The 21,007-nt window shown below is 64.2% G+C and carries 18 protein-coding genes and 1 riboswitch; of the genes, 3 read left to right on the plus strand and 15 right to left on the minus strand.

Annotated elements, in window-relative coordinates; genetic code table 11:
* Position 1 precedes the first annotated feature (1 nt).
* The 4 genes from cobG to N6L27_RS08080 form a co-directional block, all read right to left on the minus strand.
* Positions 2–1,162, minus strand: coding sequence for a precorrin-3B synthase (gene cobG, locus N6L27_RS08065; protein ID WP_271906731.1), 1,161 nt, complete (start codon positions 1,160–1,162; stop codon positions 2–4).
* Positions 1,159–4,404: a cobaltochelatase subunit CobN gene (gene cobN / locus N6L27_RS08070; protein ID WP_271906732.1), complete on the minus strand. Its 3,246-nt coding sequence runs from the start codon at positions 4,402–4,404 to the stop codon at positions 1,159–1,161. The genes cobG and cobN overlap by 4 nt, the downstream gene beginning before the upstream one ends.
* A gap of 185 nt (positions 4,405–4,589) precedes the next feature.
* A complete protein-coding gene (gene cobW, locus N6L27_RS08075; protein ID WP_271906733.1) occupies positions 4,590–5,624 on the minus strand; it encodes a cobalamin biosynthesis protein CobW in 1,035 nt (344 codons plus the stop codon).
* A 2-nt stretch (positions 5,625–5,626) separates the two neighbouring features.
* On the minus strand, positions 5,627–6,037 hold the full coding sequence (locus tag N6L27_RS08080; protein ID WP_271906734.1) for a DUF1636 domain-containing protein: 411 nt from the start codon (positions 6,035–6,037) through the stop codon (positions 5,627–5,629).
* 97 nt (positions 6,038–6,134) lie between these two features.
* Positions 6,135–6,341: riboswitch (cobalamin riboswitch) on the minus strand.
* 50 nt (positions 6,342–6,391) lie between these two features.
* Between N6L27_RS08080 and cobO the strand changes: the two genes are divergently transcribed.
* Positions 6,392–7,027 carry a cob(I)yrinic acid a,c-diamide adenosyltransferase gene (gene cobO, locus N6L27_RS08085; RefSeq protein ID WP_039173313.1) on the plus strand — a complete coding sequence of 212 codons (636 nt, stop codon included), beginning with the start codon at positions 6,392–6,394 and terminating at the stop codon, positions 7,025–7,027.
* A gap of 63 nt (positions 7,028–7,090) precedes the next feature.
* Here cobO and glpD read toward each other — a convergent pair whose 3' ends face one another.
* The 11 genes from glpD to metG all read right to left on the minus strand — a co-directional run bounded on the left by glpD (position 7,091) and on the right by metG (position 18,145).
* Positions 7,091–8,668, minus strand: a complete 1,578-nt coding sequence (gene glpD / locus N6L27_RS08090) for a glycerol-3-phosphate dehydrogenase (protein WP_271906735.1) — start codon at positions 8,666–8,668, stop codon at positions 7,091–7,093.
* On the minus strand, positions 8,661–9,446 hold the full coding sequence (locus N6L27_RS08095) for a DeoR/GlpR family DNA-binding transcription regulator (RefSeq protein WP_271906736.1): 786 nt from the start codon (positions 9,444–9,446) through the stop codon (positions 8,661–8,663). Before N6L27_RS08095 ends, glpD begins: the two co-directional genes overlap by 8 nt.
* A 137-nt stretch (positions 9,447–9,583) precedes the next feature.
* On the minus strand, positions 9,584–10,663 hold the full coding sequence (locus N6L27_RS08100; RefSeq protein ID WP_271906737.1) for a DUF1513 domain-containing protein: 1,080 nt from the start codon (positions 10,661–10,663) through the stop codon (positions 9,584–9,586).
* Positions 10,664–10,679: 16 nt separating this feature from the next.
* Positions 10,680–11,675 (minus strand): imelysin family protein, encoded by a 996-nt coding sequence (locus N6L27_RS08105; RefSeq protein ID WP_271906738.1) that lies wholly within the window; start codon positions 11,673–11,675, stop codon positions 10,680–10,682.
* On the minus strand, positions 11,675–13,204 hold the full coding sequence (locus N6L27_RS08110; RefSeq protein ID WP_271906739.1) for a di-heme oxidoreductase family protein: 1,530 nt from the start codon (positions 13,202–13,204) through the stop codon (positions 11,675–11,677). Before N6L27_RS08110 ends, N6L27_RS08105 begins: the two co-directional genes overlap by 1 nt.
* Positions 13,194–13,682 (minus strand): bacterioferritin, encoded by a 489-nt coding sequence (bfr, locus tag N6L27_RS08115; protein ID WP_271906740.1) that lies wholly within the window; start codon positions 13,680–13,682, stop codon positions 13,194–13,196. Before bfr ends, N6L27_RS08110 begins: the two co-directional genes overlap by 11 nt.
* The gene (locus N6L27_RS08120) at positions 13,630–13,923 is read right to left on the minus strand and encodes a (2Fe-2S)-binding protein (RefSeq protein WP_271907096.1); all 294 of its coding nucleotides are present in this window, start codon (positions 13,921–13,923) and stop codon (positions 13,630–13,632) included. The genes bfr and N6L27_RS08120 overlap by 53 nt, the downstream gene beginning before the upstream one ends.
* 192 nt (positions 13,924–14,115) lie before the next feature.
* Positions 14,116–15,384, minus strand: a complete 1,269-nt coding sequence (locus N6L27_RS08125) for an imelysin family protein (RefSeq protein WP_271906742.1) — start codon at positions 15,382–15,384, stop codon at positions 14,116–14,118.
* Between the two features lie 28 nt (positions 15,385–15,412).
* Complete coding sequence (locus N6L27_RS08130) at positions 15,413–15,892, minus strand: hypothetical protein (protein WP_271906743.1); 480 nt, start codon at positions 15,890–15,892, stop codon at positions 15,413–15,415.
* On the minus strand, positions 15,889–16,059 hold the full coding sequence (gene hemP, locus N6L27_RS08135; RefSeq protein WP_019297511.1) for a hemin uptake protein HemP: 171 nt from the start codon (positions 16,057–16,059) through the stop codon (positions 15,889–15,891). The genes N6L27_RS08130 and hemP overlap by 4 nt, the downstream gene beginning before the upstream one ends.
* 367 nt (positions 16,060–16,426) lie before the next feature.
* Positions 16,427–18,145 (minus strand): methionine--tRNA ligase, encoded by a 1,719-nt coding sequence (gene metG / locus N6L27_RS08140; RefSeq protein WP_271906744.1) that lies wholly within the window; start codon positions 18,143–18,145, stop codon positions 16,427–16,429.
* A 234-nt stretch (positions 18,146–18,379) separates the two neighbouring features.
* Here metG and N6L27_RS08145 point away from each other — a divergent pair, with 234 nt between their 5' ends.
* On the plus strand, positions 18,380–19,132 hold the full coding sequence (locus N6L27_RS08145; RefSeq protein ID WP_271906745.1) for an OB-fold-containig protein: 753 nt from the start codon (positions 18,380–18,382) through the stop codon (positions 19,130–19,132).
* Positions 19,133–19,207: 75 nt separating this feature from the next.
* Positions 19,208–20,959 carry a flotillin family protein gene (locus N6L27_RS08150; RefSeq protein ID WP_271906746.1) on the plus strand — a complete coding sequence of 584 codons (1,752 nt, stop codon included), beginning with the start codon at positions 19,208–19,210 and terminating at the stop codon, positions 20,957–20,959.
* Positions 20,960–21,007: the final 48 nt, after the last annotated feature.

Consider the following 21,007-nt stretch of genomic DNA (forward strand, 5'->3'; position numbering starts at 1 on the left):
GTCAGCTGCCCTCTTTCAGAAGTTCGGGAGCGGCGCGCAGTACGGCGGCGCTCAGGCGGGTCTTTAGCGGCTGATCCGCGGCAGTGCCATTGCGGATCAGGGAGAATTCGTTTTTGCCGGTGGCGGTCAGGGTCAGCGGCGCGGCGTCCGGGCAAGCGCAGCCTTTGGCGCAGCCGGAGACATGCAGGCGGGTCCCCGCGGGGACATGCGGAGCCAGGTCACGGGCCAGATTGCGGGTCGCCGATAGCGCCTGCAGGCAACCGGGTGCGCCGGTGCAGGCGGTGACTTGCAGGCGCGGGTCGGCCGCATCCAGGATCAGGCCGGGCAGGGGCGGCAGGTTCTCCGGGCTTTCCACCAGCAGCATCCGCCACGGGGTGAGGCGGATCGGCCCATGGCCTGCCAATTGCGCGAGCGTCGCTGCGGGCATCTGGCCGAACTCCAAAGCGGCAAGCGCCCCTGCGTGAACAATGCTTGGTGTTGCGGTGAAAGCGGTTCTTGCCACCGGTGCAGCATGCGCCGCCGGCGGCCCGCGGCGCGCGATAAGACGGTGCATTCTGCCGCGCCCCTCAGGCGCGCCGCCCTGTTCCAGAAACCATCGGGCAAGCGCCAGGGCTTCGGGCACGGCGGATTCACGTGTAACGGGCTTGCCGGTGTCCGCACCGTCTGCGCGCAGGAGCAGAGTGGCGCCAGAGCGCTCTATGCGGATGTCAGCTGAAATGCCCTGCAGAACGGGCGCGAGGCCGCAATCCACGGCAAAGCCAAATTTGCCTGGCAGGGTTAGGTCCGTTGCCGCGCTCAGCGCCGCGCCCAGCTCGGATGCGATGGCATGGGTGTCGTCGCCCTTTGCCCAGAAAGGAGACAGAAGAACATTGCGGCGGGCTTCGGCCTGTGCGTCCGGGTCTATCAGCCCCAGATCACGCAAAGCATTGATCAGCTCCTCATGCGCCTCTTCACGGATGCCGCGCATCTGCAGATTGGCACGGGCGGAAATATCCAGCAAGCCGTTTCCGTAGGCTTCCGACAGCCGCGCGACTTCGCGGGCCTGATCCTGTGTCAGCCGCCCCAGCGGCGCACGCACACGCACCACCAGCCCGTCACCGGACATCATAGGCCGCAAGGCGCCAGGGCACCAGCCATAGACCTTGGGGGTGGCGGCACTCATGCTGCGCCCTCCAGTTCTGCCATGATGGAATTGCGCCGGGTGCTCCATAGGCCTGCTTCGAACAGCGCCCGGAAGCGGTCGCGCATGGCCTGCAGAGCTTCGGGGTTTTTGCGCTCCATGAAAGCCACCAGATCGTCACGGCCCAGGGTGGCCTCAAAATAGAGATCAAACAGATGCGGCTGCACCACTTGCGCCAGATGTGCAAAGGCAGCCATGTGATCGAGTGTGGCTGCAATCTCAGCCGCGCCGCGGAAGCCGTGACCCATCATAGAGGTCGCCCAGTCCGGGTTGGCGGCGCGGGCGCGGGTGACGCGGGCGATTTCCTCGCCCAAGCTGCGCGCCTGCGGCTTGTCCGGGCGGGTGGCGTCCATGTGGTAGAGCGCCGGAGCCTTTTGGCCGATGCGGGCCATGGCGGCGGCAAAACCTGCCTCATGGGCGGCATAATCGGAGGCGATCAGCAGGTCGGTTTCCGGCAGGTCCTGCAGATGCACAAAGCTGTCAGCGCCCTGCAGGCGGGTTTCCAGCGCCGCGCGGGCGTCTGTGATGATGCCCTTGGCGTCGATGGCGTGGGAGGACGCGTTGAGCCAAGCCTCACCCGCTGCCGCGCGCGCTGCGTCGGAATAATCATCCAGATGCGGGTTCATCGACAGCCCGTACTGGCCAGGCTTGGGGCCGAAGACACGAGGTGTTTCAGTGAGATAGGGGTTGTCGGCCTGGGTTTCCTCGCGGGCGGCCAGCGCGGCGGCGGCACTTTCGAACATCTGGGCAAGGCCTGGGAAGACATCGCGGAAAAGGCCGGACACGCGCAGAGTCACGTCGATGCGCGGGCGGTTCAGCATCGGCAGCGGCAGCACCTCAAAGCCGGAGACGCGTTCGGAGCCTTCGTCCCACTTGGGCGCGAGGCCCGCAAGGTGCAGCGCCATGGCAAACTCCTCACCCGCGGTGCGCATGGTGGCGGAGCCCCAGAGGTCGATCACCAGCCCCTTGGGCCAGTCGCCGTGGTCCTGGAGGTGGCGGCGCAGCAGTTCTTCCGCCAGTTTGACCCCTTGCGCATGCGCCGCCCGCGACGGCACCGCCCGCGGGTCGGTGGTAAAGAGGTTGCGCCCCGTGGGGATCACATCGGCGCGGCCGCGGAAGGGGGAGCCGGAGGGGCCGGGGGTGACGATCCTGCCGTCCAGCGCGGCAATCAGCCCGGCGCGTTCCTCCGCCCCGCATTGGCCGGCGCCGAAAACATGCAGCCCCTCGCCGTACTGGCTTTCCTTGATGTCGCAGACAAAGGCGTCGATGCGGGTGATTGCCTCGGCAGGGGACGTGTCGGGCGTGAGGCCGAGGTCGGCCTCCACGCCGGTGCCCTGCGCTTCGGCGCGGATGTCGCCGATCAGCCGGTCGCGGCGGGCCGGGTCGAGGCCGTCGGCGGTGGAGTATTCGTCTAGCAGGCTTTCGAGCCGCGCCATGCCCTCGGGCAGGTTTGTTTGCCCCAGCGGCGGAGGCAGGTGGCCGATGGTGACGGCGCCGATACGGCGCTTGGCCTGGGCGGCCTCGCCGGGGTCATTGACGATGAACGGGTAGGCGACGGGCAGCGGGCCGGTCAGAACCTCGGGCCAGCAGGCACCCGACAGCGCGACTGCCTTGCCCGGCAGCCATTCCAGCGTGCCGTGGGCGCCGATGTGGATGAGGGCGTCGGTTTGCTCCCGCAGCCACAGGTAAAACGCCACATAGGCATGGCGCGGGGTGCGGTCGAGATCGTGGTAGTCGTCGACCCGGGTTTTCACCTCGCCGCGCTCGGGCTGCAGCGCGATCAGGGCGTTGCCTGCGTGCAAGGCTTTGAAATGAAGGGCGCCATTACGGCAGTCAATGTCTTCTTCCGGGTCCCCCCAGGCCTCAGCCAATGTGCCCTGCAGGTCTTGCGGCAAGGTGGAGAGGGCCTGGCGGTAGTCCTCCAGCGGGACGCTGAGGGTCTCTTCCATCAGGCGCAGACCGGTGTTTTCGAGCGCTTCGACGGCGTAGCCCTGGGCGGCCAGCTCACCCAAGATCTCGTCGCAGGAGGCCAGTGCGTCGAGGCCGACGGCATGGGCCAGGTTGTGGTCGCGGCCGGGATAGGTGGAGAGGATCAAGGCGAGGCGTTTGTCTGCATTCGCCAGCTTGGCGAGGCGCAGCCAGCCCTCTACACGGTCCACGGCAGCCTTGATGCGGCCCGCGTCGGCACGGTGGGCAAAGCGGGAGTATTGCAGGTCCGGGTCCTTCTTGCCCGGCGATTTGAAGCTGACAACGCCTGCGAAGATGCGGCCGTCGACCTCAGGCAGGACGACATGCATCGCGAGGTCGGCAGGCGACAGCCCGCGGTCGGCCTCGGCCCAGTCCCTTTTGCGGGCGGTGGATAGAGCGACTTGGAACACCGGGCAGCCGGTTACGGAAAGTGGCGAGGCGCTGCCGTCGGTGCCTTGGGCGGAAAACGCGGTGGCGTTGATGATGGCGGCCGGGTTCAGGGCGGGTAGTTTTTCGCGCAGCCAGTCTGCGGCGGAGGGGGCCTTTAGGCTGGCCGCAAAGGTACCATAGGCGGCGTAGCCGCGGGTGCGCAGTTCCTCGATCAGCGCATCCACCGGCGCGGTATCGGCAGCGGTGAGGTAGGAGCGGTAGAAGCTCACCAGCACCAGCGGTTTGTCCTGCGGCGGCAGATCCGCGAGCACGCCCTTGGCCGGATCGTAGAAGCCGTGCTGAGGCATGGATTTGAGGCCAAGCACTGGGCCTGCGTAAAGCCCCGCGGCGAGCGACAACTGGGCCAGCGCGGCCTGAGCGGCGACGGCGCCGCCGGCGTCGCAAAGGGATTGCAGGCGGTGCAGGGTGGAGACGGGCAGGGTGGAGAGCTCATCCAGCCGCGCGTCCTCGCGCCCGTCGGCGGGCAGGATCGCCAGTGCGATACCCTTGCGGCGGGCGAGATCCTGCAGGGTGGCAAGGCCATAGGACCAGTAGCTTTCGCCGCCGATCAGACGGACGAGGACGCCCTTGGCGCCCTCCAGCGTTTGTTCCGCGTAGACGTCTACCGACAACGGGTGCTTGAGCGCCACCAGGTTGGCGAGGCGCAGGGAGGGCAGTTTGCCGTCCGCGCGGTGCCAGCCGGCCGCGAAGGCGCCGAGGTCGCTGTCGGAAAACGACAGAACCACAAGGTCCGCAGGCGTCTGCCCGAGGTCCTGCGGGGTGTCGGTCTCGTCAAGGCCGTGGCTTTCGCGGAAGACGACGTGCATGGGTCAGGCCTTTGTATTCTGGTAAGCAATGGGCGCTCTGAGGGCTGCGCCCGAGCCTGGGAGGGGGCGAATGCGCCCTCCCATTTTGCCGGAGGCAAACCTTTGGTTTGACGGGAGGGTCGGGCGCAGCCCGGCCTGCGGCCGGGCACTGTCATGTGAATTGATGCGCCAGACCGGCATCAGCTTCAGGCCCCCAGCTCGGCGCGGATGGCCTGTTCGTCGATGTCGTCGTGCTCGGCGATGACCACCAGGGCGGTCTTGCGCGGCTGCGCACCCCAGGGCTGATCGTACTGGGCGCGCAGGCGCTCGCCCACGGCCTGAACCAGCATCCGCATCGGTTTCCCCTCCACCGCGACATAGCCCTTGACGCGCAGGATGTTGCGCTCGCGGGCAAGTTTCACGATGGCATTCTGCAGTGCTTCCGGGTCGGAGACTTCGCCCATTTCGACAACGATGCTTTCAAAATCGTCATGCTCGTGGTCGTGGTGGCCGTCGTGGTGGCTGGGGCGGGCTTCCAGATCGTCCTCGGCTGCCGCACCCAAGCCCAGGATAATGCGCGGGTCGATGACGCCTTCGCTCATCGGCAGGATCGGCAGTTTGCGGGGCGCCTCGGATTCGATCACCGAACGGGCCTTCTCGACGCCTGCGTCGCCGGCCAGATCGGCCTTGGACAAGAGCACGATGTCGGCGCAGGAGATCTGGTCCTCGAACACCTCGGACAGCGGGGTTTCGTGGTCGATGCTGTCATCGGCCTCGCGCTGGGCCTGCACAGCGTCCAGGTCAGGTGCAAACTGGCCCTTGGCAACCGCTTCGGCATCGGCCAGGGCGATCACGCCGTCGACAGTGATGCGGGAGCGGATCGCGGGCCAGTCGAACGCCTTCAAGAGCGGCTTGGGCAGGGCGAGGCCGGAGGTTTCGATCACGATGTGATCTGGCTTTTCCGGCAGGTCCATCAGCTGTTCGATGGTGGGGATGAAGTCATCCGCCACGGTGCAGCAGATGCAGCCGTTGGCCAGCTCCATGATGTTCTCCGCCGGGCAGTTCTCATCAGCGCAGGACTTCAGGATATCGCCATCGACGCCGGCCGTGCCGAACTCATTGACCACAACCGCCAGACGCTTGCCCTGCGGGTTCTGCATCAGGTGGCGGATCAGCGTTGTTTTCCCAGCGCCCAGAAAGCCGGTGATGACGGTGACGGGGATCTTGTTGAGGTCGCTCATGTTTACTCCTCGGAGAAGAACTTGGCCGGCGGGATGCGGGCAACGGATTGCTTGCGGAAGGTCTGCGGACGCTCGCGCCACGGCACGACGCCGTCAGCGGTGGAGGCATAGGCGGCGGCGCCTTCCAAAATCTCGGGAACGTGCTGGTCCGGGTCGAGGTCGCCATAAACATAGGTCCAGCGTTCCTCGCCGCCGATCAGGGCAACAGCGCAGCCGCGTTTGCAGGAGGACAGGCATTCGACACCGCGCAGGCGGACGCCTTCGGGCATCCCGGCCTCTTCCAGGGCGGCGTGCAGGATGGCGCCGGGGCGGGCGGCCTCAGGGTCGGCGCCTTCGCGGCGGCAGGTAAGGCAAACGGTCAATGTGACCGGTCCCGGGGTGCTGGCAGTCTTTTCTGCCATGTCGTCAGCCATTGGCGCGTCTCCTGTCGCGGCAGGGCGTGCGGGATGGCCAGAAAGAAGCTGTATCGTGCCAGCCTCTCACCCGGTCGCAGAACACCCCGTCTGCCCGTTGATCTCTCTCTCGCTGGCAGGTCTCCCGGCTTGCGGATGCCAAGGCGCACGCCTTGCCGGCCATCCTGCCTTCCCGGGTGTTTTCCCAGTGGCATGGCGGCCTCATCCGGTCACGGTCGCGGGGGCGGCTGTGCTTGAGCTTCTTGAAAGCCTTCACATTCCCTCTTCGCCTGTTTTCACAGGAACCAGCTGAACCCCCTTGCGCTATGGCGGGCTTCTTTGTCAAGACATGGGGCCAAACAGCTGGAGAGCCCCATGAGCGAAAAGTCCGAAACCGGCATTTCAGAAGAAGAAGCCGCCCGTCACGCATCGAAGATGGCCAAGAAGAAGGCCGCGCGTGATCGCATGATGAAGACGAAGGAGGGCGAGAAGGGCCTGATCATTGTTCACACCGGTCCTGGCAAGGGCAAATCCTCTTCGGGTTTCGGAATGATCATGCGCTGTATCGCGCATGGGATGCCGTCCGCAGTGGTGCAGTTCATCAAGGGCGCCTGGCAGACCGGTGAGCGGACCCTGATCGAGGAAAACTTCAGCGATCTCTGCCAGTTCTATGCGATGGGCGAGGGCTTCACCTGGGAGACCCAGGACAAGGCCCGCGATATCGCCGCCGCCCAGAAGGGCTGGGAAAAGGCCAAGGAGATGATCCTGGACGAGCGCAACACGATGGTGCTGCTGGATGAGATTAACATCGCCCTGCGCTATGAGTACCTGGACCTGGAGGAGGTGCTTGAGTTCCTGGTGGAGCAGAAGCCACCGATGACCCATGTGGTGCTGACGGGCCGCAACGCCAAGGAAGAGCTGATCGAGATCGCCGATCTGGTGACCGAAATGGGGCAGATCAAGCATCCGTTCCGCGCCGGTGTGAAGGCGCAGAAGGGCGTGGAATTTTAAGAACTTTCGCCCGGCCGGCAGGCCGGGCCGCGCCGCAGCTCGCGTTGGCACGCCCCCTTTGCGTTATGCCGCGAGCTGTGACGCTTTTCCTTGAATATAGGCATCCACCGCCGCGCGCTGGGCTTCATCCAGCCGCAGCCCCAGCTTGGTCCGCCGCCACAGGTAGTCGTCGCCTGTTCGCACCCACTCGCGGCCAATCGCCCAATCCAGTTCCCGCGCTGTGATGGTGGCGCCGAAGTCTTGCCCCAGATCAGCGGCAGACTTGGCATCGCCCAGCACTTCCCAGGCCTCAGAGCCATAAGCGCGGATCAGGCGGCGGGTTCCGTAGGGAGACAGGAACGGATAGTCCGCTGCGAGTTTGCCTTGCAGCTTTTCCACATCCGCCACCGCAAAATCACCGCCGGGCAGGGCAATGCCTGCGGTCCAGTCCGCGGGCAGCTGGGGGAACACTTCGCCGATCTTTGCCAGCGCGGCCTCCGCCAGCTTGCGGTAGGTGGTGATCTTGCCGCCGAAGACATTCAGGAGAGGCGCCTGGGCCTGATCCAGTGTCAGCACATACTCGCGGGTCGCCGCGGTGGCAGAGCTGGCACCGTCATCATAGAGCGGGCGCACGCCGGAGTAGGTCCAGACGATATCGTCGCGGCTCAGCGGCTGATTGAAGTACCCGGACGCGAAATCAATCAGATAGTCCTGCTCGGCTGCAGTGCATTCCGGTGCGGTCTCCGGATCCGGATGATCGGCGTCGGTGGTGCCGATCAGGGTGAAGTCTTCCTCATAGGGAATGGCAAAAATGATCCGCCCGTCGGTGCCTTGGAAGAAATAGCAGCGGCCGTGGTCGAACAGTTTCGGCACCACGATATGGCTGCCGCGCACCAGGCGGATGTTTTCGCGGCTGTTTTGGCCCAGCTTCTGGTGCAGCACGTCGGCAACCCATGGCCCGCCTGCATTGACCAGCATTTTCGCGCGGCGCTGTTGGGTGTCGCCGCTGGCCTGATCCTGCAGGGTGATCACCCAGTGATCAGCGCGGCGCTCGGCGGACAGCACCTTGGTCCGGGTCAGAATCTCGGCGCCGCGGGCCTGTGCGTCGCGGGCGTTCAGTACCACCAGACGGGCATCCTCGATCCAGCAGTCGGAGTATTCAAAGGCGGTCTTGAACTTGTCCTTCAGAGGGCGGCCCGCCGGGTCGGCGGCTAGGTCCAGTTTCGCTGTGCCGGGCAGAATGCCGCGTTTGCCCAGGCTGTCATACAGGAACAGTCCCAGACGGATCAGCCAGGCCGGGCGGCGGCCCTTCATCCATGGCATGAAGGTTGTGAGCAGCTTGGAGGTCGGTGTCTCGCTGTCGAACCGCATGTCTTTGTGAAACGGCAGCACGAACCGCATCGGCCAGGAGATATGCGGCATTGCCTTCAAGAGCACCTCGCGCTCGATCAGCGCTTCGCGCACCAGGCGGAACTCGAAGTACTCCAGATAACGCAAGCCGCCATGGAACAGTTTGGTCGAGGCCGAGGAGGTGGCCGAGGCGAGGTCATTCATCTCTGCCAGCGTCACCGACAACCCGCGGCCCGCGGCGTCGCGGGCGATGCCGCAGCCGTTGATGCCGCCGCCGATGATGAAGAGGTCCGTAAAAGGCGTGTCAGTCATTTTCACTGCTTTCGTTTTGTCCTGCGGTCAGGATGCGGGTGCCGGCCGCCTGTGCGGCTTCGGCAAATTCTGCGGGAACCGGGCGGTCGGTGATGACGACATCCAGATCCGCCACTTCACAAATGCGCACTGGTGCGGAGCGGCCGAACTTGCTGCCGTCGCAGACCAGCACTTTTTGGCGGGCGTTTGTCAGGATTGCGCGGGCGACCGAAACCTCGCGGGCGTCGTGGTCCATCACTGCGCCATCAGCGTCCAGGGCGGAGGCGCCGATGACGGCGAAATCCACCTTGTAGCGGGCGAAGAAATCCATCGCGTCCTGGCCGACGATAGCGCCGTCGCTCTGCCGGACGGTGCCGCCGGCCAGGATCAGCTCCTTGGCCTGTCCGCCCATCATCATGTTGATAATGTTTATATTGTTGGAAAGAACGGTGAGGCCGCTGTGGCTGGACAGCGCCCGGGCAACCTGTTCGGTGGAGGTGCCGATGTTGAGCGAAAGCGAGCAGTTGTCGGGGATCAGCTCTGCCGCCAGAGCGGCCATCGCCAGTTTGTTGCCGGCGTTCAGCTTGCGCCGGTCCTCGTAGCCCTGGCTGGCGGCGGAGCTAACGCGGACGGCACCCCCATGCACGCGGGACAGCGCGCCGCGGGCCGACAGGTCGCGCAGGTCTGCGCGCACGGTCTGCAGGGAGACGCCAAAGCGGCGGGAGAGATCCTCGACCTCAACCCGGTCATACCGGTTCAAGAGTGAGATGATTTCGTTTTGACGGCCCAGTGCATCCATATGCTTTCCTTTCGCTGCGATTCTATAGCGCATTGGGTGCGGAGGGTCATCATTTGTTTTCGCATCTTTTCGCTTTCGTCTAAAGCGAAAGGGGGCGCCATTTCTGGTGCGCCCATGAGTGTCTTGTTTGCCGTGTGTCAGTTGAGCGGGATCAGGTGATTGTCCCAAGCCAGATCCGCGCGGTGCAGCAGCTGCAGTCCTGTATTAGAGATGGCATAGAACTGGCCGGTTCCGGTGCTGGCGGTGAACCCTCCTGCGGCGGCGGCCAGCCCGCAGACGTCGCTCATCCTGTGTTCCTGCAGCAGCATACCGCTGACAGTGTCCATCACCTGCAGCACGCCGCCGCGGGGGGAGGTGACGCCGATCTGGCTGCCGTCGGCGGAAAACGCAATGGAGCCGCCGTAGCCCTGCATGTTCAGCACCCGCGCGTCGTCCTCGGCCAGCAGGAAGGGGGCGCTGCCGGGATTATGCAGGCCCGCGGTGGGGACTTGCTCTCCCAGGTCTCCCTGCCACTGCATGGCAAAGCCTACGGTGCCATCCGCGCGCATAGCCAAGTGCCGGATCGAGTTCAGGTGCAACTCCTGCGGCAGTTCCATCTGGTCCTTCAGTTGACCCTCGAAGCTCAGATAGCTGAGGTTCGGGCGCATGTCGGCAAGGTTCAGCTTGGCGCGACCGCTGTCGGGGTGGGTCTCGATGCCGCCATTGGCCACCGCCAGCCCCGGCGCATCGCGGCGCAAAAGCATATCGTGCGGTCCTATGCCGCCGGAGGGGAAAACAGCAATACGGCGGTAGTCGCCGCGGGCCTCCCAGACGCCGATCACGCCGCGGGCGTTTTCATAGTCGTTCTCGGTGGTGAACAAGCGGCTGCCGTCCGGCGAAAACACACCGTGGCCGTAGAAGTGGTGGCCTGCAGGCGGCTCCAGCCGGGCGAGGACGGAACCGGTGCGGCAGTCGATCACATCGGCAAACCGGCCCGGGCGGCGGGCAAAGGCGACGGCCTCCGGACGGCTGGGATGCGCTGCTGCCGCGTGGCCGCGGCCGGGCAGGGGGTGGCGGAACAGGATTTTGCCGGTTTCGGTGAGGCCCGCCAGCAGGAAGTCGCCGCTGGTTTCTTTGCCGGCGGACAGGAAGGCCGGGCTGCCCGCAGCGGCCCAGCTGGGTCGCGGGATAAGGGCGGAGGCCACCAGGCCGACCAGAAATCCGCGGCGCGAGGTCATGGCGGGGTCCCTTCCGTCAGTCGCCGTCAAGCGAATTGAAACCTGCGGCCACGCCGAGAGCCGGGCCAAGGCGTTCAGAGGCAAGCGCGCGAAGGTCTTTCACCTGCTGGCGCAGGGCCTCAATCCGGATGCGGGCGTCGGGGTCCGCGACACCTGCAAAGACAAGGTCGTTCAGCGCTTCGGCGCGGTTGCGGACCTTTTGAAAGCCGTGCAAGAGGTCAGCCTTCAGGGCAACATCATCCTGCGCCAAGGCCAGCGCCAGCGGCTCCATCGCGTTCAGCGACAGCAGCACATGGCGCAGGCTGCGCCCGGAGCGGCGGGCCTCGGCACGGCCAGGGCGGGGCTTGTCATAGGTGCCGAGCGGGCGGCCCAGGCGCATGTCGTCCAAGACCTGCAGTCCGGTCGTCAGCGCCTTCAGCAGTTCCTGGGTGATTTCGTCTTCGCTGCGGTAGCGGGCGGCGGGTGCGCGCATTTCGGTGGCGTAGTTCGCCTCCCAATCCGCGGCGATGGCCTGCGATGTGGCAGCTATATCCGCGCTGATGGCGCGGGTCAGGGTGCAGCGGTATTCCGCGCTGCCGGCGGAGGAGAGTTCGGGGTCGTACAGGAGGTATTCCAGCGCGTAAAACCCGCGGGCGGCGATGCTATAGCTGGCGAATGCGGCCGGGTCGGTGATGCCCTCATCCTCGCTGCGGATCAGGGCGGCCAGGGCCTTGGGGGTTTTGCCGCGGCTGTCGGGCCAGAAGGCCAGCGCAAAGGCGCGGCTGTCCGTTTCCGTCGGGCCGAAGCGGTAGTGGCTGGCGGCAATCCAGGCGTCAAAGGCCTCGCCATAGGCTGCGCGCAGGGATCCGGACTTCGGCGCGCAATTGGCTTGGGCAGCATTGGCCAGCGCGGCTGTATCCGCTTCAAGCGCCGCAAAGGCCGGGACAATCAGCTGGTTGGTAATGCTGCTGGAGAGATCGGATGCGGCTGCAGGCGCTGCCGCGAGGGCCAGGGCAAGGGCCAAGGCGCGCATCAGAGGCTCTCCAGGAAAGAAATCAGGGCGGCACGTTCCTGCGGCGGCAGCTCTACAACGCGGGCTTTCGCGGCTTCGGCTTCGCCGCCATGCCACAGGACGGCTTCCAGCAAGGTGCGGGCGCGGCCGTCGTGCAGGAAGGTTGCGCGGGGCGACACCTGCTGCGTCAGGCCAATGCCCCAGAGCGGTGCGGTGCGCCATTCGCGGCCCGTGGCGCGGCCTTCGGGGCGGTTGTCGGCCAGACCCTCGCCCATGTCGTGCAGCAACAGGTCGGAGTAGGGCCAGATCAGCTGGAAACTCTGCTCCGGACGGTCTGTCAACCGGTGAGTCACGTATTTCGGCACATGGCAGGAGGCGCAGCCCGTATCATAAAACACCTGTTTCCCGCGAAGAATTTCGGGGTCGCCGGTGCCGCGGCGGGCGGGCACGCCGAGGTTGCGGCTGTAGAAGGTCACCAGATCCATATTGGGCTGGTCGATCTCGGTTTCACGGGAATCACCGCCGCCATGCGGAGCGGATTGGCAGGCCGCTTGCAGATCGGTGCATTCGCCCGCGTGGGCCGGGAACAGCGGGGTGGAGATGCCGATATCACCGGAAAACGCGCCTGCGGATTGCTCATGCACGGTTGGCGAGCCGGCTTTCAGCCCGAAACGGCCCAGCATGATCTGGTGGAATTCCCGCGACCAGACCAGATTGGCGCGGCCGGAGATGCCGTCGCCGTTGGCGTCTTCCTCGTCTGCATGGGCGAGGATGTCCGCGGCAGGGATCGCTTCCAGCAGGCCCAGGCCGATCATCGGCGGCGCCACGCGGGGGCTGAGCATCGCGCCGTCCGCCAGCGGGCCATAGCCGAGATCGGCAGCGGTATAGCTGGGGCGGCGCAGGGTGGCGGTCTCATTGCCATTCAGGGCGACCTCGATTTCCTCGTATGCGACCTGCAGCTTGTACTCCGGCGCGACGCCGGGGGCTGAGAAATCCTGCAGCTGGTTGCCATAGTTCGGATCCTGCGCGGTGCCGATGTAGTCTGTGATCTCTTGCATCTCCGGCGGCACCGGGCCGGGGACGGAAATCCGCAGGAACATGGTTGTTGAACTGTAGTCCGGCTGCTCCGGCACGTGGCCGCGCCCGTCCTTCAGATGGCAGCGCTGGCAAGACCGTGCGTTGTAGAGCGGGCCAAGCCCGTCCGAGGCCTTGGTCGAGGCGGGCGAGAACACCCAGATCTTCTTGAACAGCCCGTTGCCGAGCTTGAATTCCAATTCCTGTTCAAAGCTGAGGTTGGCGGAATGTTGCGAGAATGCCTCGTCATCCGATCGGGCGCGCACGGTGGCGGCGCCTGCGGGCAGGTTTTCAAACGGCTCTGCCGCCGAGAAATCCGCGGCGGGCGCAACCGCTCCGGCAATCCGGGCGCGTTCGGCATCAGTGCGGGGCAGGGGGGAGAGGTGCGGCTCTGCCTGGTACTGGCTGGCCAGGTCCAGCGCCGCAACGGGGCTGGCCGCCGCAAGCGCGGCAGCCAGTGCAATGTTAGTCTTCAACCTCTGCCATCTTTGTGGCGTTGAGCTGGGCATAGTTTTCGGCACCGATCCGGTCATGCAGTTCAAGCTGTGTCTCAAGGAAATCGATATGGCCTTCTTCGTCGGCCATCAGGTCTTCAAACAGCTTTTGGGTGACATAGTCGCCCGCGGTGTTGCAGGCGTCGCGGGCTTCCTTGTAGAGCGCACGGGCGTCCACTTCGGCAGCAAGGTCGCATTCGAGGGTTTCTTTGGGGGTCTGGCCAATCCGCAACGGGTCAAGCTTTTGCAGGTTCGGGTGGCCGCCCAGGAACAAAATCCTTTCAATCAATTTGTCCGCGTGCTGCATCTCCTCGATGCTTTCCTCGCGGCTTTTCTTGGCCATGCTGCCCAGGCCCCAATCGTCCTGCAGCCGGTAATGCAGCCAGTACTGGCTGACCGCCGTCAGCTCATGCCGCAGAGCCTTGTTCAGATGGTCGATAACCTTGGCGTCGCCCTTCATTATTCTTCTCCCGAATTATTCCAGCGCGTAAATTCGCAAGCTGCGCAGGTACTTCCAGCTTACTGCTGGCACGCATGGTGTCGAGGAAAAGCGGCATGCAACCGCCGCAATCGGCGGATTTTCCCAGCGCGTGATAGATCTTGCCGGGAGTGATTATCGTTTCAGGGTCGGCGCTTCGCATCCAGTCGATGGCGGCGCGGATATCGTGGTCCGAGATCTGTGTGCAGTGGCAAACGATCATGCTGCCTGCGTCCTTGCCTGCTGGCCGCAAAGGCCAAGTGATTCCGTTGGAAAATATATCCGACAAAATTACTGGGGTTTCAAGTGTTATTCAGAGTGAAACACTAAGGAATTGACGGATGTCTGCTGGCAACACAGGAAGGACCACAGAAAACGCGGCCCTTCTCAGATGTGATCTGTGGTTTGAATACGTTCAGTTGAAGACGGCCGAGGGGTTGTCGAGACTGTCGGAGCCTTCGAATGCAACGCCATCCAGCTTCAGCGCGGACACCACACGTTCAATTGAGCGGGTCTGGCCGATCAGCCCGTTGACGCCGCCCATGACAAGCGCTTCGCCGGCCTCATTGCCCTGCGCCAGCATCTGGTCATATGAGAAGCCGGCCTCTGCAGCGGTTTTGATGCGGCCAAGTGCCAGCATGGTGGCGGACAGCTTGGTGCGCAACTCCGAGTCCAACGTGGCGTCTTTTTCGGTCACCAGATCCGATAGGGAGGGGCCGGATACCAGTTCGCCGTTCACCCGCACGTATTCGCCGAGGTAGACGTTCTGCACGCCCAACCCATCGTAGTAGTGGCTGTTGTGGGTGTTGTCGGAGAAGCAGTCGTGCTCTTCCTCCGGGTCGTTCAGCATCAGGCCCAGACGCATCCGCTCACCTGCCTGTTCACCGTAGGACAATGAGCCCATGCCGGTCAGCATCGCGGTGATGCCTGCGTCCTCATCCGCCAGCAGTGCGGCGCGGGCGTCGCCGGCCTCGCCCCATTGCGCGGTGATCCACTCCAGATCGGAAATCAGCAGATCGGTCGCCGCCTGCAGATATTCGCCGCGGCGACCGCAGTTGCCGCCGGTGCAGGTGTCGCCCTGCGCGTAATCGGTCCAGGGCCGGTCGCCGGTGCCGTGCTCAGTCCCTTTCAGGTCCTGGCCCCAGAGCAGGAATTCGATGGCGTGGTAGCCGGTGGCGACATTGGCCTCGATCCCGTCAGCCTCGTGCAGGGCGCCTTCCAGCAGTTCCGGGGTGATCCTGGCAGCGTCGACCACCCTGCCGGACAGCTCAAAACTGGGATTGGCGATCACATTCAGTGCTGCCAGGGTGTTTTCGTCGCTAGGGCCGCCATATGACGCATCCACATAGTCGATCAGCCCTTCGTCGAGCGGCCAGGCGTTCACCTTGCCTTCCCAATCGTCTACGATGGGATTGCCGAAGCGGAACACCTCGGATTGCTGATAGGGCACGCGGGCCGCGATCCAGGCGGCACGGGCGGCTTCCAGGTTTTCAGCCGACGGCTGCGCCACCAGCGTGTCGACGGTGGCCTTGAGCACCTGCGCGGTGGCCAGGCTATCCTGGTACTTTGCTTCGGCGATATTGGCGTAGTTGGTTAGCACCGCCGCCTTGTCAGCGGCCAGGCCAGCGGTGGAGCCAACGGTTAGACCGGTGAGGGCAGCGCCCGCTAAAAAGACGGTTTTCATCAGCTAAGTCCTTAGGTTCGATAAAAGTTCAGTGGAGTGTGGCGGTGTCCGGGCGGACCGGCTGTGCGGGCGGTTGCAGACCCATGATCTGCTGCATCAGCAGCCCGCAGTCAGAGGCAAGCTGCGCAAGCTCCGGCACCTTGCGCGGGGTGACGATCAGCGAGGCCAGCACGTGGGCGTCGTCCTGCTGGCCTTCCGCGGCCGAAGCCAGCAGGTTGGCAAAGCAGTTTTCATCCGCGCCCAGGCATCTGCAGGTCATGCCGTGGCGCACCAGCGGGCGGCGGCCATGGGCGGCGCAGAAATTGCACAAGTAACCAAAGGCCTCAAAGGCGGCATCGGCGAGTTCGGGGCCGAAGTTCACCTCGAAATCACGGCGCATCTGCGCCCGGGTCTCCTCGCCGGAAAACCAATGGCGCAGGTAGATTACCGCGCCGGCCTCCAGCGGCGGCAGGTCCGACAGGGTGCCGACGGTGACCCCGCCGCGGGGATGGAGAGCTGCGCCGCTCATTTGGTCAGGATCAGCTTGCCTGCGCGGGTGATGCGCAGCGAATAGATCTGGCCGTTCAACAGGATACGGGCCTGGGTGCCGCCGCGGGTCAGGTCCTCTGCGTGATAAGTCGGGAAGACCTCGGCGGTGGCCTCAGTCGGGACAGGTTTGGAAGTAATCTGGTTCATGACGTGCGCCCATCGCTGAATTCCGCCCTGTCCAGAAGCCATTCCAGACAAAAACCGGACAATGCACCGGAGGGTGCAAAGACCTGCGGCCACAATTGGCGCATGTCCTCGGACTCCGGTTCCTTGATGTCAGGGCCGCTGGGGCGGCGCACACTGGTCGGCATGGGGGCGATCTCGGTTGATTGAATGTCACTCGGGCTCGCCCGATCTGAGTCAGGCTGGCTGGAATGCTGTATACCTGATTTATTTACTCACCTATGTCAATCCGAGTTTTTTAGTCGGAAATAAATTTTGCGCAACGGCAAGAGGATGGCAAAAGAAAAGGCCGCCCCTGGGGCGGCCTTCATACCAGTTATTTCCTGTTGCTTCAGGCGCGGGTTCCAGAGAAACGTTCCTGCCACTCTTCGCGCTGCTCGTCGGTGATCTTGGCAAACAGCACCTCCGGCACCGTGAAGCCATGGCCCGCAGGCAGGGCCGACAGAGCCGCCGCTACATCGTCAGGCCAGCTGCGGTCATCCGAGTTCAGCGCTGCCATCAGGGTGTCTGAGGCCTGCGGGATGAAAGGGGCGGACAGCACGGCGTAAAGGCGGATCAGATTGAGGCCCAGGCGCACCTGCGCAGCGGCACGTTCGGGGTCTTCCTTGAACACCGACCAGGGCGCGGCGGACTGCAGGTATTCATTTCCGGCAACCCAGATCGCCCGCAGCTCCTGCGCCGATTTGCGGACCTCCATCGATTCCATATGGCCCTCATAGGCGCGGATGCGGGTGGTGAGTTCGTCAATCAGCGCCTGCTCCTGCGCGCCGTATTCCCCGCCTGCCGGAACCTCTTCACCGAATTTGGAACGGCAGAATTTGGTGATGCGGCTGACGAAGTTGCCCAGCACGTCGGCCAGATCCTTGTTCACCGACTGCTGGAAGTTCTCCCAGGTGAATTCAGAGTCGCTGCTTTCGGGAGCGTGGGACAGCAGCCACCAGCGCCAGTAATCCGCGGGAAGGATCTCCAGCGCCTGGTCCATGAAGACGCCGCGGCCTTGGCTGGTGGAGAACTGGCCGCCGTCGTAGTTCAGGTAGTTGAAAGACTTCAGGTGATCGACCATCTTCCACGGCTCGCCGGAGCCGAGGATGGTGGCCGGGAAGGACAGGGTGTGGAAGGGGACGTTGTCCTTGCCCATGAACTGGACGTATTTGACGTCCTCGGCGCCCTTGTCGGTGCGCCACCAGCGCTGCCAGTCGGCGTCGGATTTGCCGTTGGCATCAGCCCATTCGCGAGAGGCCGCGATATATTCGATCGGTGCGTCGAACCAGACGTAAAAGACCTTGCCTTCCATGCCCGGCCAGTCCTCACCGCCTTTCTTGACCGGCACGCCCCAGTCCAAGTCGCGGGTGATGCCGCGGTCCTGCAGGCCGTCGCCGTCATGCAGCCACTTCTTGGCGATGGAGGTGGTCAGCACCGGCCAGTCGTTCTTGCTGTCAATCCAGGCGTCAAGCTGATCCTTCAGCTGCGACTGGCACAGATACAGGTGCTTGGTCTCGCGCACTTCCAGGTCGGTGGAGCCGGAAACTGCCGAGCGCGGGTTGATCAGGTCTGTCGGGTCCAGTTGCTTGGTGCATTCCTCGCATTGGTCGCCGCGGGCCTTTTCATAGCCGCAGTTGGGGCAGGTGCCTTCGATATAGCGGTCGGGCAGGAAGCGGCCGTCAGCGTTGGAGTAGACCTGTTTTTCGGTCACTTCGCGGATCAGGCCTGCCTCAGCCAGCTTGCCGGCGAAATGCTGGGTCAGCGCGTGGTTCTGCGGGCTGGAGGAGCGGCCGAAATGATCAAACGACAGGGCAAAGCCCTTGGCGATTTCCGCCTGGGTCTCATGCATCGCAGCGCAGTATTCCGCCACCGGCTGGTTGGCTTTGGCTGCGGCCAGTTCCGCCGGGGTGCCGTGCTCGTCGGTGGCGCAGAGGAACATCACCTCATTGCCGCGTCCGCGCTGGAAACGGGCGTAAAGGTCGGCCGGCAGCTGGCTTCCCACCAGGTTGCCCAGATGCTTGATCCCGTTGATATAGGGGATCGCCGAAGTGATCAGAATGCGTGCCATGCCATCCATCCAGGTAATACGTCAAAGGCCCGTCTAACGCATGGCGCAGGCGGCGGGAACCCCGCCTGCAGAATTCGCTGGAAATAAGAGGCGGGCGTGCAGTTCATGCTTGAACTGCAATCCGGGCTGGCGCACTCAGGGGTTGTGAAACTCTATCTTAAACCCTTGAAAGCTCACAAGAGCGTTACCATATGATTTGTATGCCACGGCATACATTTGAGAGGCATTCCATCGGTGTTCAACTTTCTGCTTGATGGCGCATTTGCGCCGTTCTCCCTTGCACTCGCCCTGCTGGGCGGGCTGGCGGCCCTGGAGCTTGCGGCTTTGCTGCTTGGCGGCAGCCTGATCAGCGGTGATGGCGAAGCGGGGATAGACGGTGCAGATGGGGCCGGCGCAGGCGGGTTTCCCGATGCCGGCGATTTGGGTGCTGATGCCGCTGCGGACGCGTTGGGCGATCTGGGAGACATAGATCTTGCGGATATCGACGGTGCGGATGCGCTGGACAATGCCGGAGCTGCAGACGCTTCGGGCAGCCTGGCGTCCTGGCTGGGTCTGGGGCGGATGCCGATGCTGATCTGGCTGGCGGCAGTCCTGATGGGGTTCGGCCTCAGCGGCATTGGCCTGCAGATGGTGCTGACGTCTTATCTGGGCTTTACAGCGCCTGTCTGGATGGCGGCACTGCCCGCAGGCGCCTTTGGCCTGTGGTTCGCGCGCGGCTTCGGCGGGATCTTTGCCAGGGCTTTGCCGCAAACCGAAACAGAGGCGCTGTCAGAGCGCAGTCTGGGCCGCCGCCGCGGGGTGATCACTCAGGGAACCGCGGCCGCAGGACGCCCGGCCGAGGTGCGCGTCATGGATGGTTACGGCAACGCCCATTACCTGCGCGCTGAACCTTTCGCTGCAGGCGAGGAACTGGCCCAGGGCACCGAGGTGCTGGTGATGCGCGACCGCCGCAAGGACCGCTTTGTGCTGATCGCACTGTCTGAATAACCTGCCGGACTGGTCCGTCCGGCTCACTGAAACCAAAAAAACACTGAAATCCTATTATCCAAGGAGGCATTCCGCATGGAACTTCAATTCATGCTCATTGTAGTGGTGAGCGCTCTTGTCTTTCTTCTGGTCTTCGGCCTGGTTCTGGGCCGGCTTTACAAACGGTCATCCCGCGAGATCAGCCTGGTGCGGACCGGGGCTAACGGAAAGAAAGTCATCATGGATGGCGGCGTTCTGGTGGTGCCGCTGCTGCATGAGGTGAGCCCGGTCAACATGAAGACCCTGCGTCTGGAAGTGCAGCGCAACAATGACGGCGCGCTGATCACCAAAGACCGGATGCGCGTTGATGTTGGCGTCGAGTTCTACGTCTCTGTTATGGCGACGGTTGAGGGCATCGCCCGCGCCGCGCAGACACTGGGCGACCGCACCTTTGATGTGGAGCAGCTGCGCGAGATGATCGAGGGCAAGCTGGTGGACGGCCTGCGCGCGGTTGCGGCGCAGATGACCATGGACGGGCTGCACGAAAACCGTGCCGACTTTGTTCAAGAGGTGCAGAATGCCGTGTCCGAGGACCTTCTGAAGAATGGTTTGTCGTTGGAATCGGTGTCGCTGACCGCATTGGACCAGACCCCGTTCGAGGCGCTGGATGAGAACAACGCCTTTAACGCGGTGGGCATGCGCAAGCTGGCGGAGGTGATTGCCACCTCCAAGAAGGAGCGCGCGCAGATTGATGCTGAGGCTGAGGTCGCAGTGCGCCGTGCGGCGATGGAGGCGGAGCGCCAGCGCCTGGCTATCGAACAGGACGAAGAGCAGGCCAAGATTGAACAGGCCAAGCAGGTCGAGACCATGAAGGCGGCGCAGGAGGCAGAGATCGCCCAGCGGCGCGAGGACTCGATGCGCGAGACCGAACGCGCCCGGATTGCACGTGAAGAGGCCATCCGTTCGGCGGACATCGCCCGCGAAGCCAAGATCCGCGACGCTGAAATCGCCAAGGAACGCGCTGTCCGCGAGGCGGAAATCGCAAAGGAACGCGAACTGGAAGTGGCGGAGCAGGAGCGCCAGATCATCATCGCGCAGAAGTCCGAGGAGGAAAGCCGTGCGCGGGCGTCTGCAGACCTGGCCCGGGCCGAGGCAACCAAGGCAACCGAAGCGGTGGCAACTGCCCGCCAGGTGGCCGAGGCCGAGCGTCTGAAGCAGATCACCCTGATTGAGGCCACCCGCGAAGCCGAGCGTCAGGCGACCGGCATCCGCCTGGCGGCACAGGCAGAGAAGGAAGCGGCCGCCGACCGCGCCGAAGCCCGCCGCGAGGAAGCGCAGGCCGAAGCGGATGCGCTCAATATCCGGGCCGAGGCCAAGAAGAATGACATGCTGGCTGAGGCGGAAGGCAAGCGGGCGATTGTCGATGCGGAAAACGCCCTGTCGGGTGAGCTGGTCCGGATGAAGATCGACCTGGCCCGGATCGAGGCGATGCCCGCGATCATCAGCGAGATGGTGAAGCCGGCTGAGAAGATCGACTCGATCAAGATCCACCAGGTCAGCGGCATCGGTGCCGGTGCGCCCTATACCGCGGCAGGTGCTGCCAGCAACGGCGAAAAGCCGGTGGTGAACCAGGCGCTGGATTCGATCATGGGCATGGCCGTGCAGATGCCTGCGCTGAAAAAGCTGGGCGAGGAACTGGGCCTGTCGATGGAAAACGGTGTCAGCGGAGTTGCCAGCCAGGCGCTGGGTGTTGACGCAGACGATACCGCGGCGGCGGAGGTGCCTTTGCTGAATGGCGCAGCCGGAAAGGCTCAGGCGCCGGAGGCTGTGGAAGCTGCCAAGGACTGAATGCCGCAGGAAAAATGAAAAGAGGGCCGGGAAACCAGCCCTCTTTTC

The organism is Leisingera sp. SS27 (genome assembly GCF_028368855.1).
GTDB lineage: Bacteria > Pseudomonadota > Alphaproteobacteria > Rhodobacterales > Rhodobacteraceae > Leisingera.

Excerpts from the sequence above, each read along its gene's own strand:
- cobG (WP_271906731.1), bottom strand. The coding sequence starts at position 1,162 with ATGAGTGCCGCCACCCCCAAGGTCTATGGCTGGTGCCCTGGCGCCTTG.
- N6L27_RS08130 (WP_271906743.1), bottom strand. The coding sequence starts at position 15,892 with ATGAGCGGCGCAGCTCTCCATCCCCGCGGCGGGGTCACCGTCGGCACC.
- N6L27_RS08080 (WP_271906734.1), bottom strand. The coding sequence starts at position 6,037 with ATGGCTGACGACATGGCAGAAAAGACTGCCAGCACCCCGGGACCGGTC.
- N6L27_RS08125 (WP_271906742.1), bottom strand. The coding sequence starts at position 15,384 with ATGAAAACCGTCTTTTTAGCGGGCGCTGCCCTCACCGGTCTAACCGTT.
- cobN (WP_271906732.1), bottom strand. The coding sequence starts at position 4,404 with ATGCACGTCGTCTTCCGCGAAAGCCACGGCCTTGACGAGACCGACACC.
- bfr (WP_271906740.1), bottom strand. The coding sequence starts at position 13,682 with ATGAAGGGCGACGCCAAGGTTATCGACCATCTGAACAAGGCTCTGCGG.
- N6L27_RS08095 (WP_271906736.1), bottom strand. The coding sequence starts at position 9,446 with ATGGATGCACTGGGCCGTCAAAACGAAATCATCTCACTCTTGAACCGG.
- cobW (WP_271906733.1), bottom strand. The coding sequence starts at position 5,624 with ATGAGCGACCTCAACAAGATCCCCGTCACCGTCATCACCGGCTTTCTG.
- metG (WP_271906744.1), bottom strand. The coding sequence starts at position 18,145 with ATGGCACGCATTCTGATCACTTCGGCGATCCCCTATATCAACGGGATC.
- N6L27_RS08150 (WP_271906746.1), top strand. The coding sequence starts at position 19,208 with ATGGAACTTCAATTCATGCTCATTGTAGTGGTGAGCGCTCTTGTCTTT.
- N6L27_RS08105 (WP_271906738.1), bottom strand. The coding sequence starts at position 11,675 with ATGCGCGCCTTGGCCCTTGCCCTGGCCCTCGCGGCAGCGCCTGCAGCC.
- N6L27_RS08120 (WP_271907096.1), bottom strand. The coding sequence starts at position 13,923 with ATGATCGTTTGCCACTGCACACAGATCTCGGACCACGATATCCGCGCC.
- cobO (WP_039173313.1), top strand. The coding sequence starts at position 6,392 with ATGAGCGAAAAGTCCGAAACCGGCATTTCAGAAGAAGAAGCCGCCCGT.
- glpD (WP_271906735.1), bottom strand. The coding sequence starts at position 8,668 with ATGACTGACACGCCTTTTACGGACCTCTTCATCATCGGCGGCGGCATC.
- N6L27_RS08100 (WP_271906737.1), bottom strand. The coding sequence starts at position 10,663 with ATGACCTCGCGCCGCGGATTTCTGGTCGGCCTGGTGGCCTCCGCCCTT.
- hemP (WP_019297511.1), bottom strand. The coding sequence starts at position 16,059 with ATGAACCAGATTACTTCCAAACCTGTCCCGACTGAGGCCACCGCCGAG.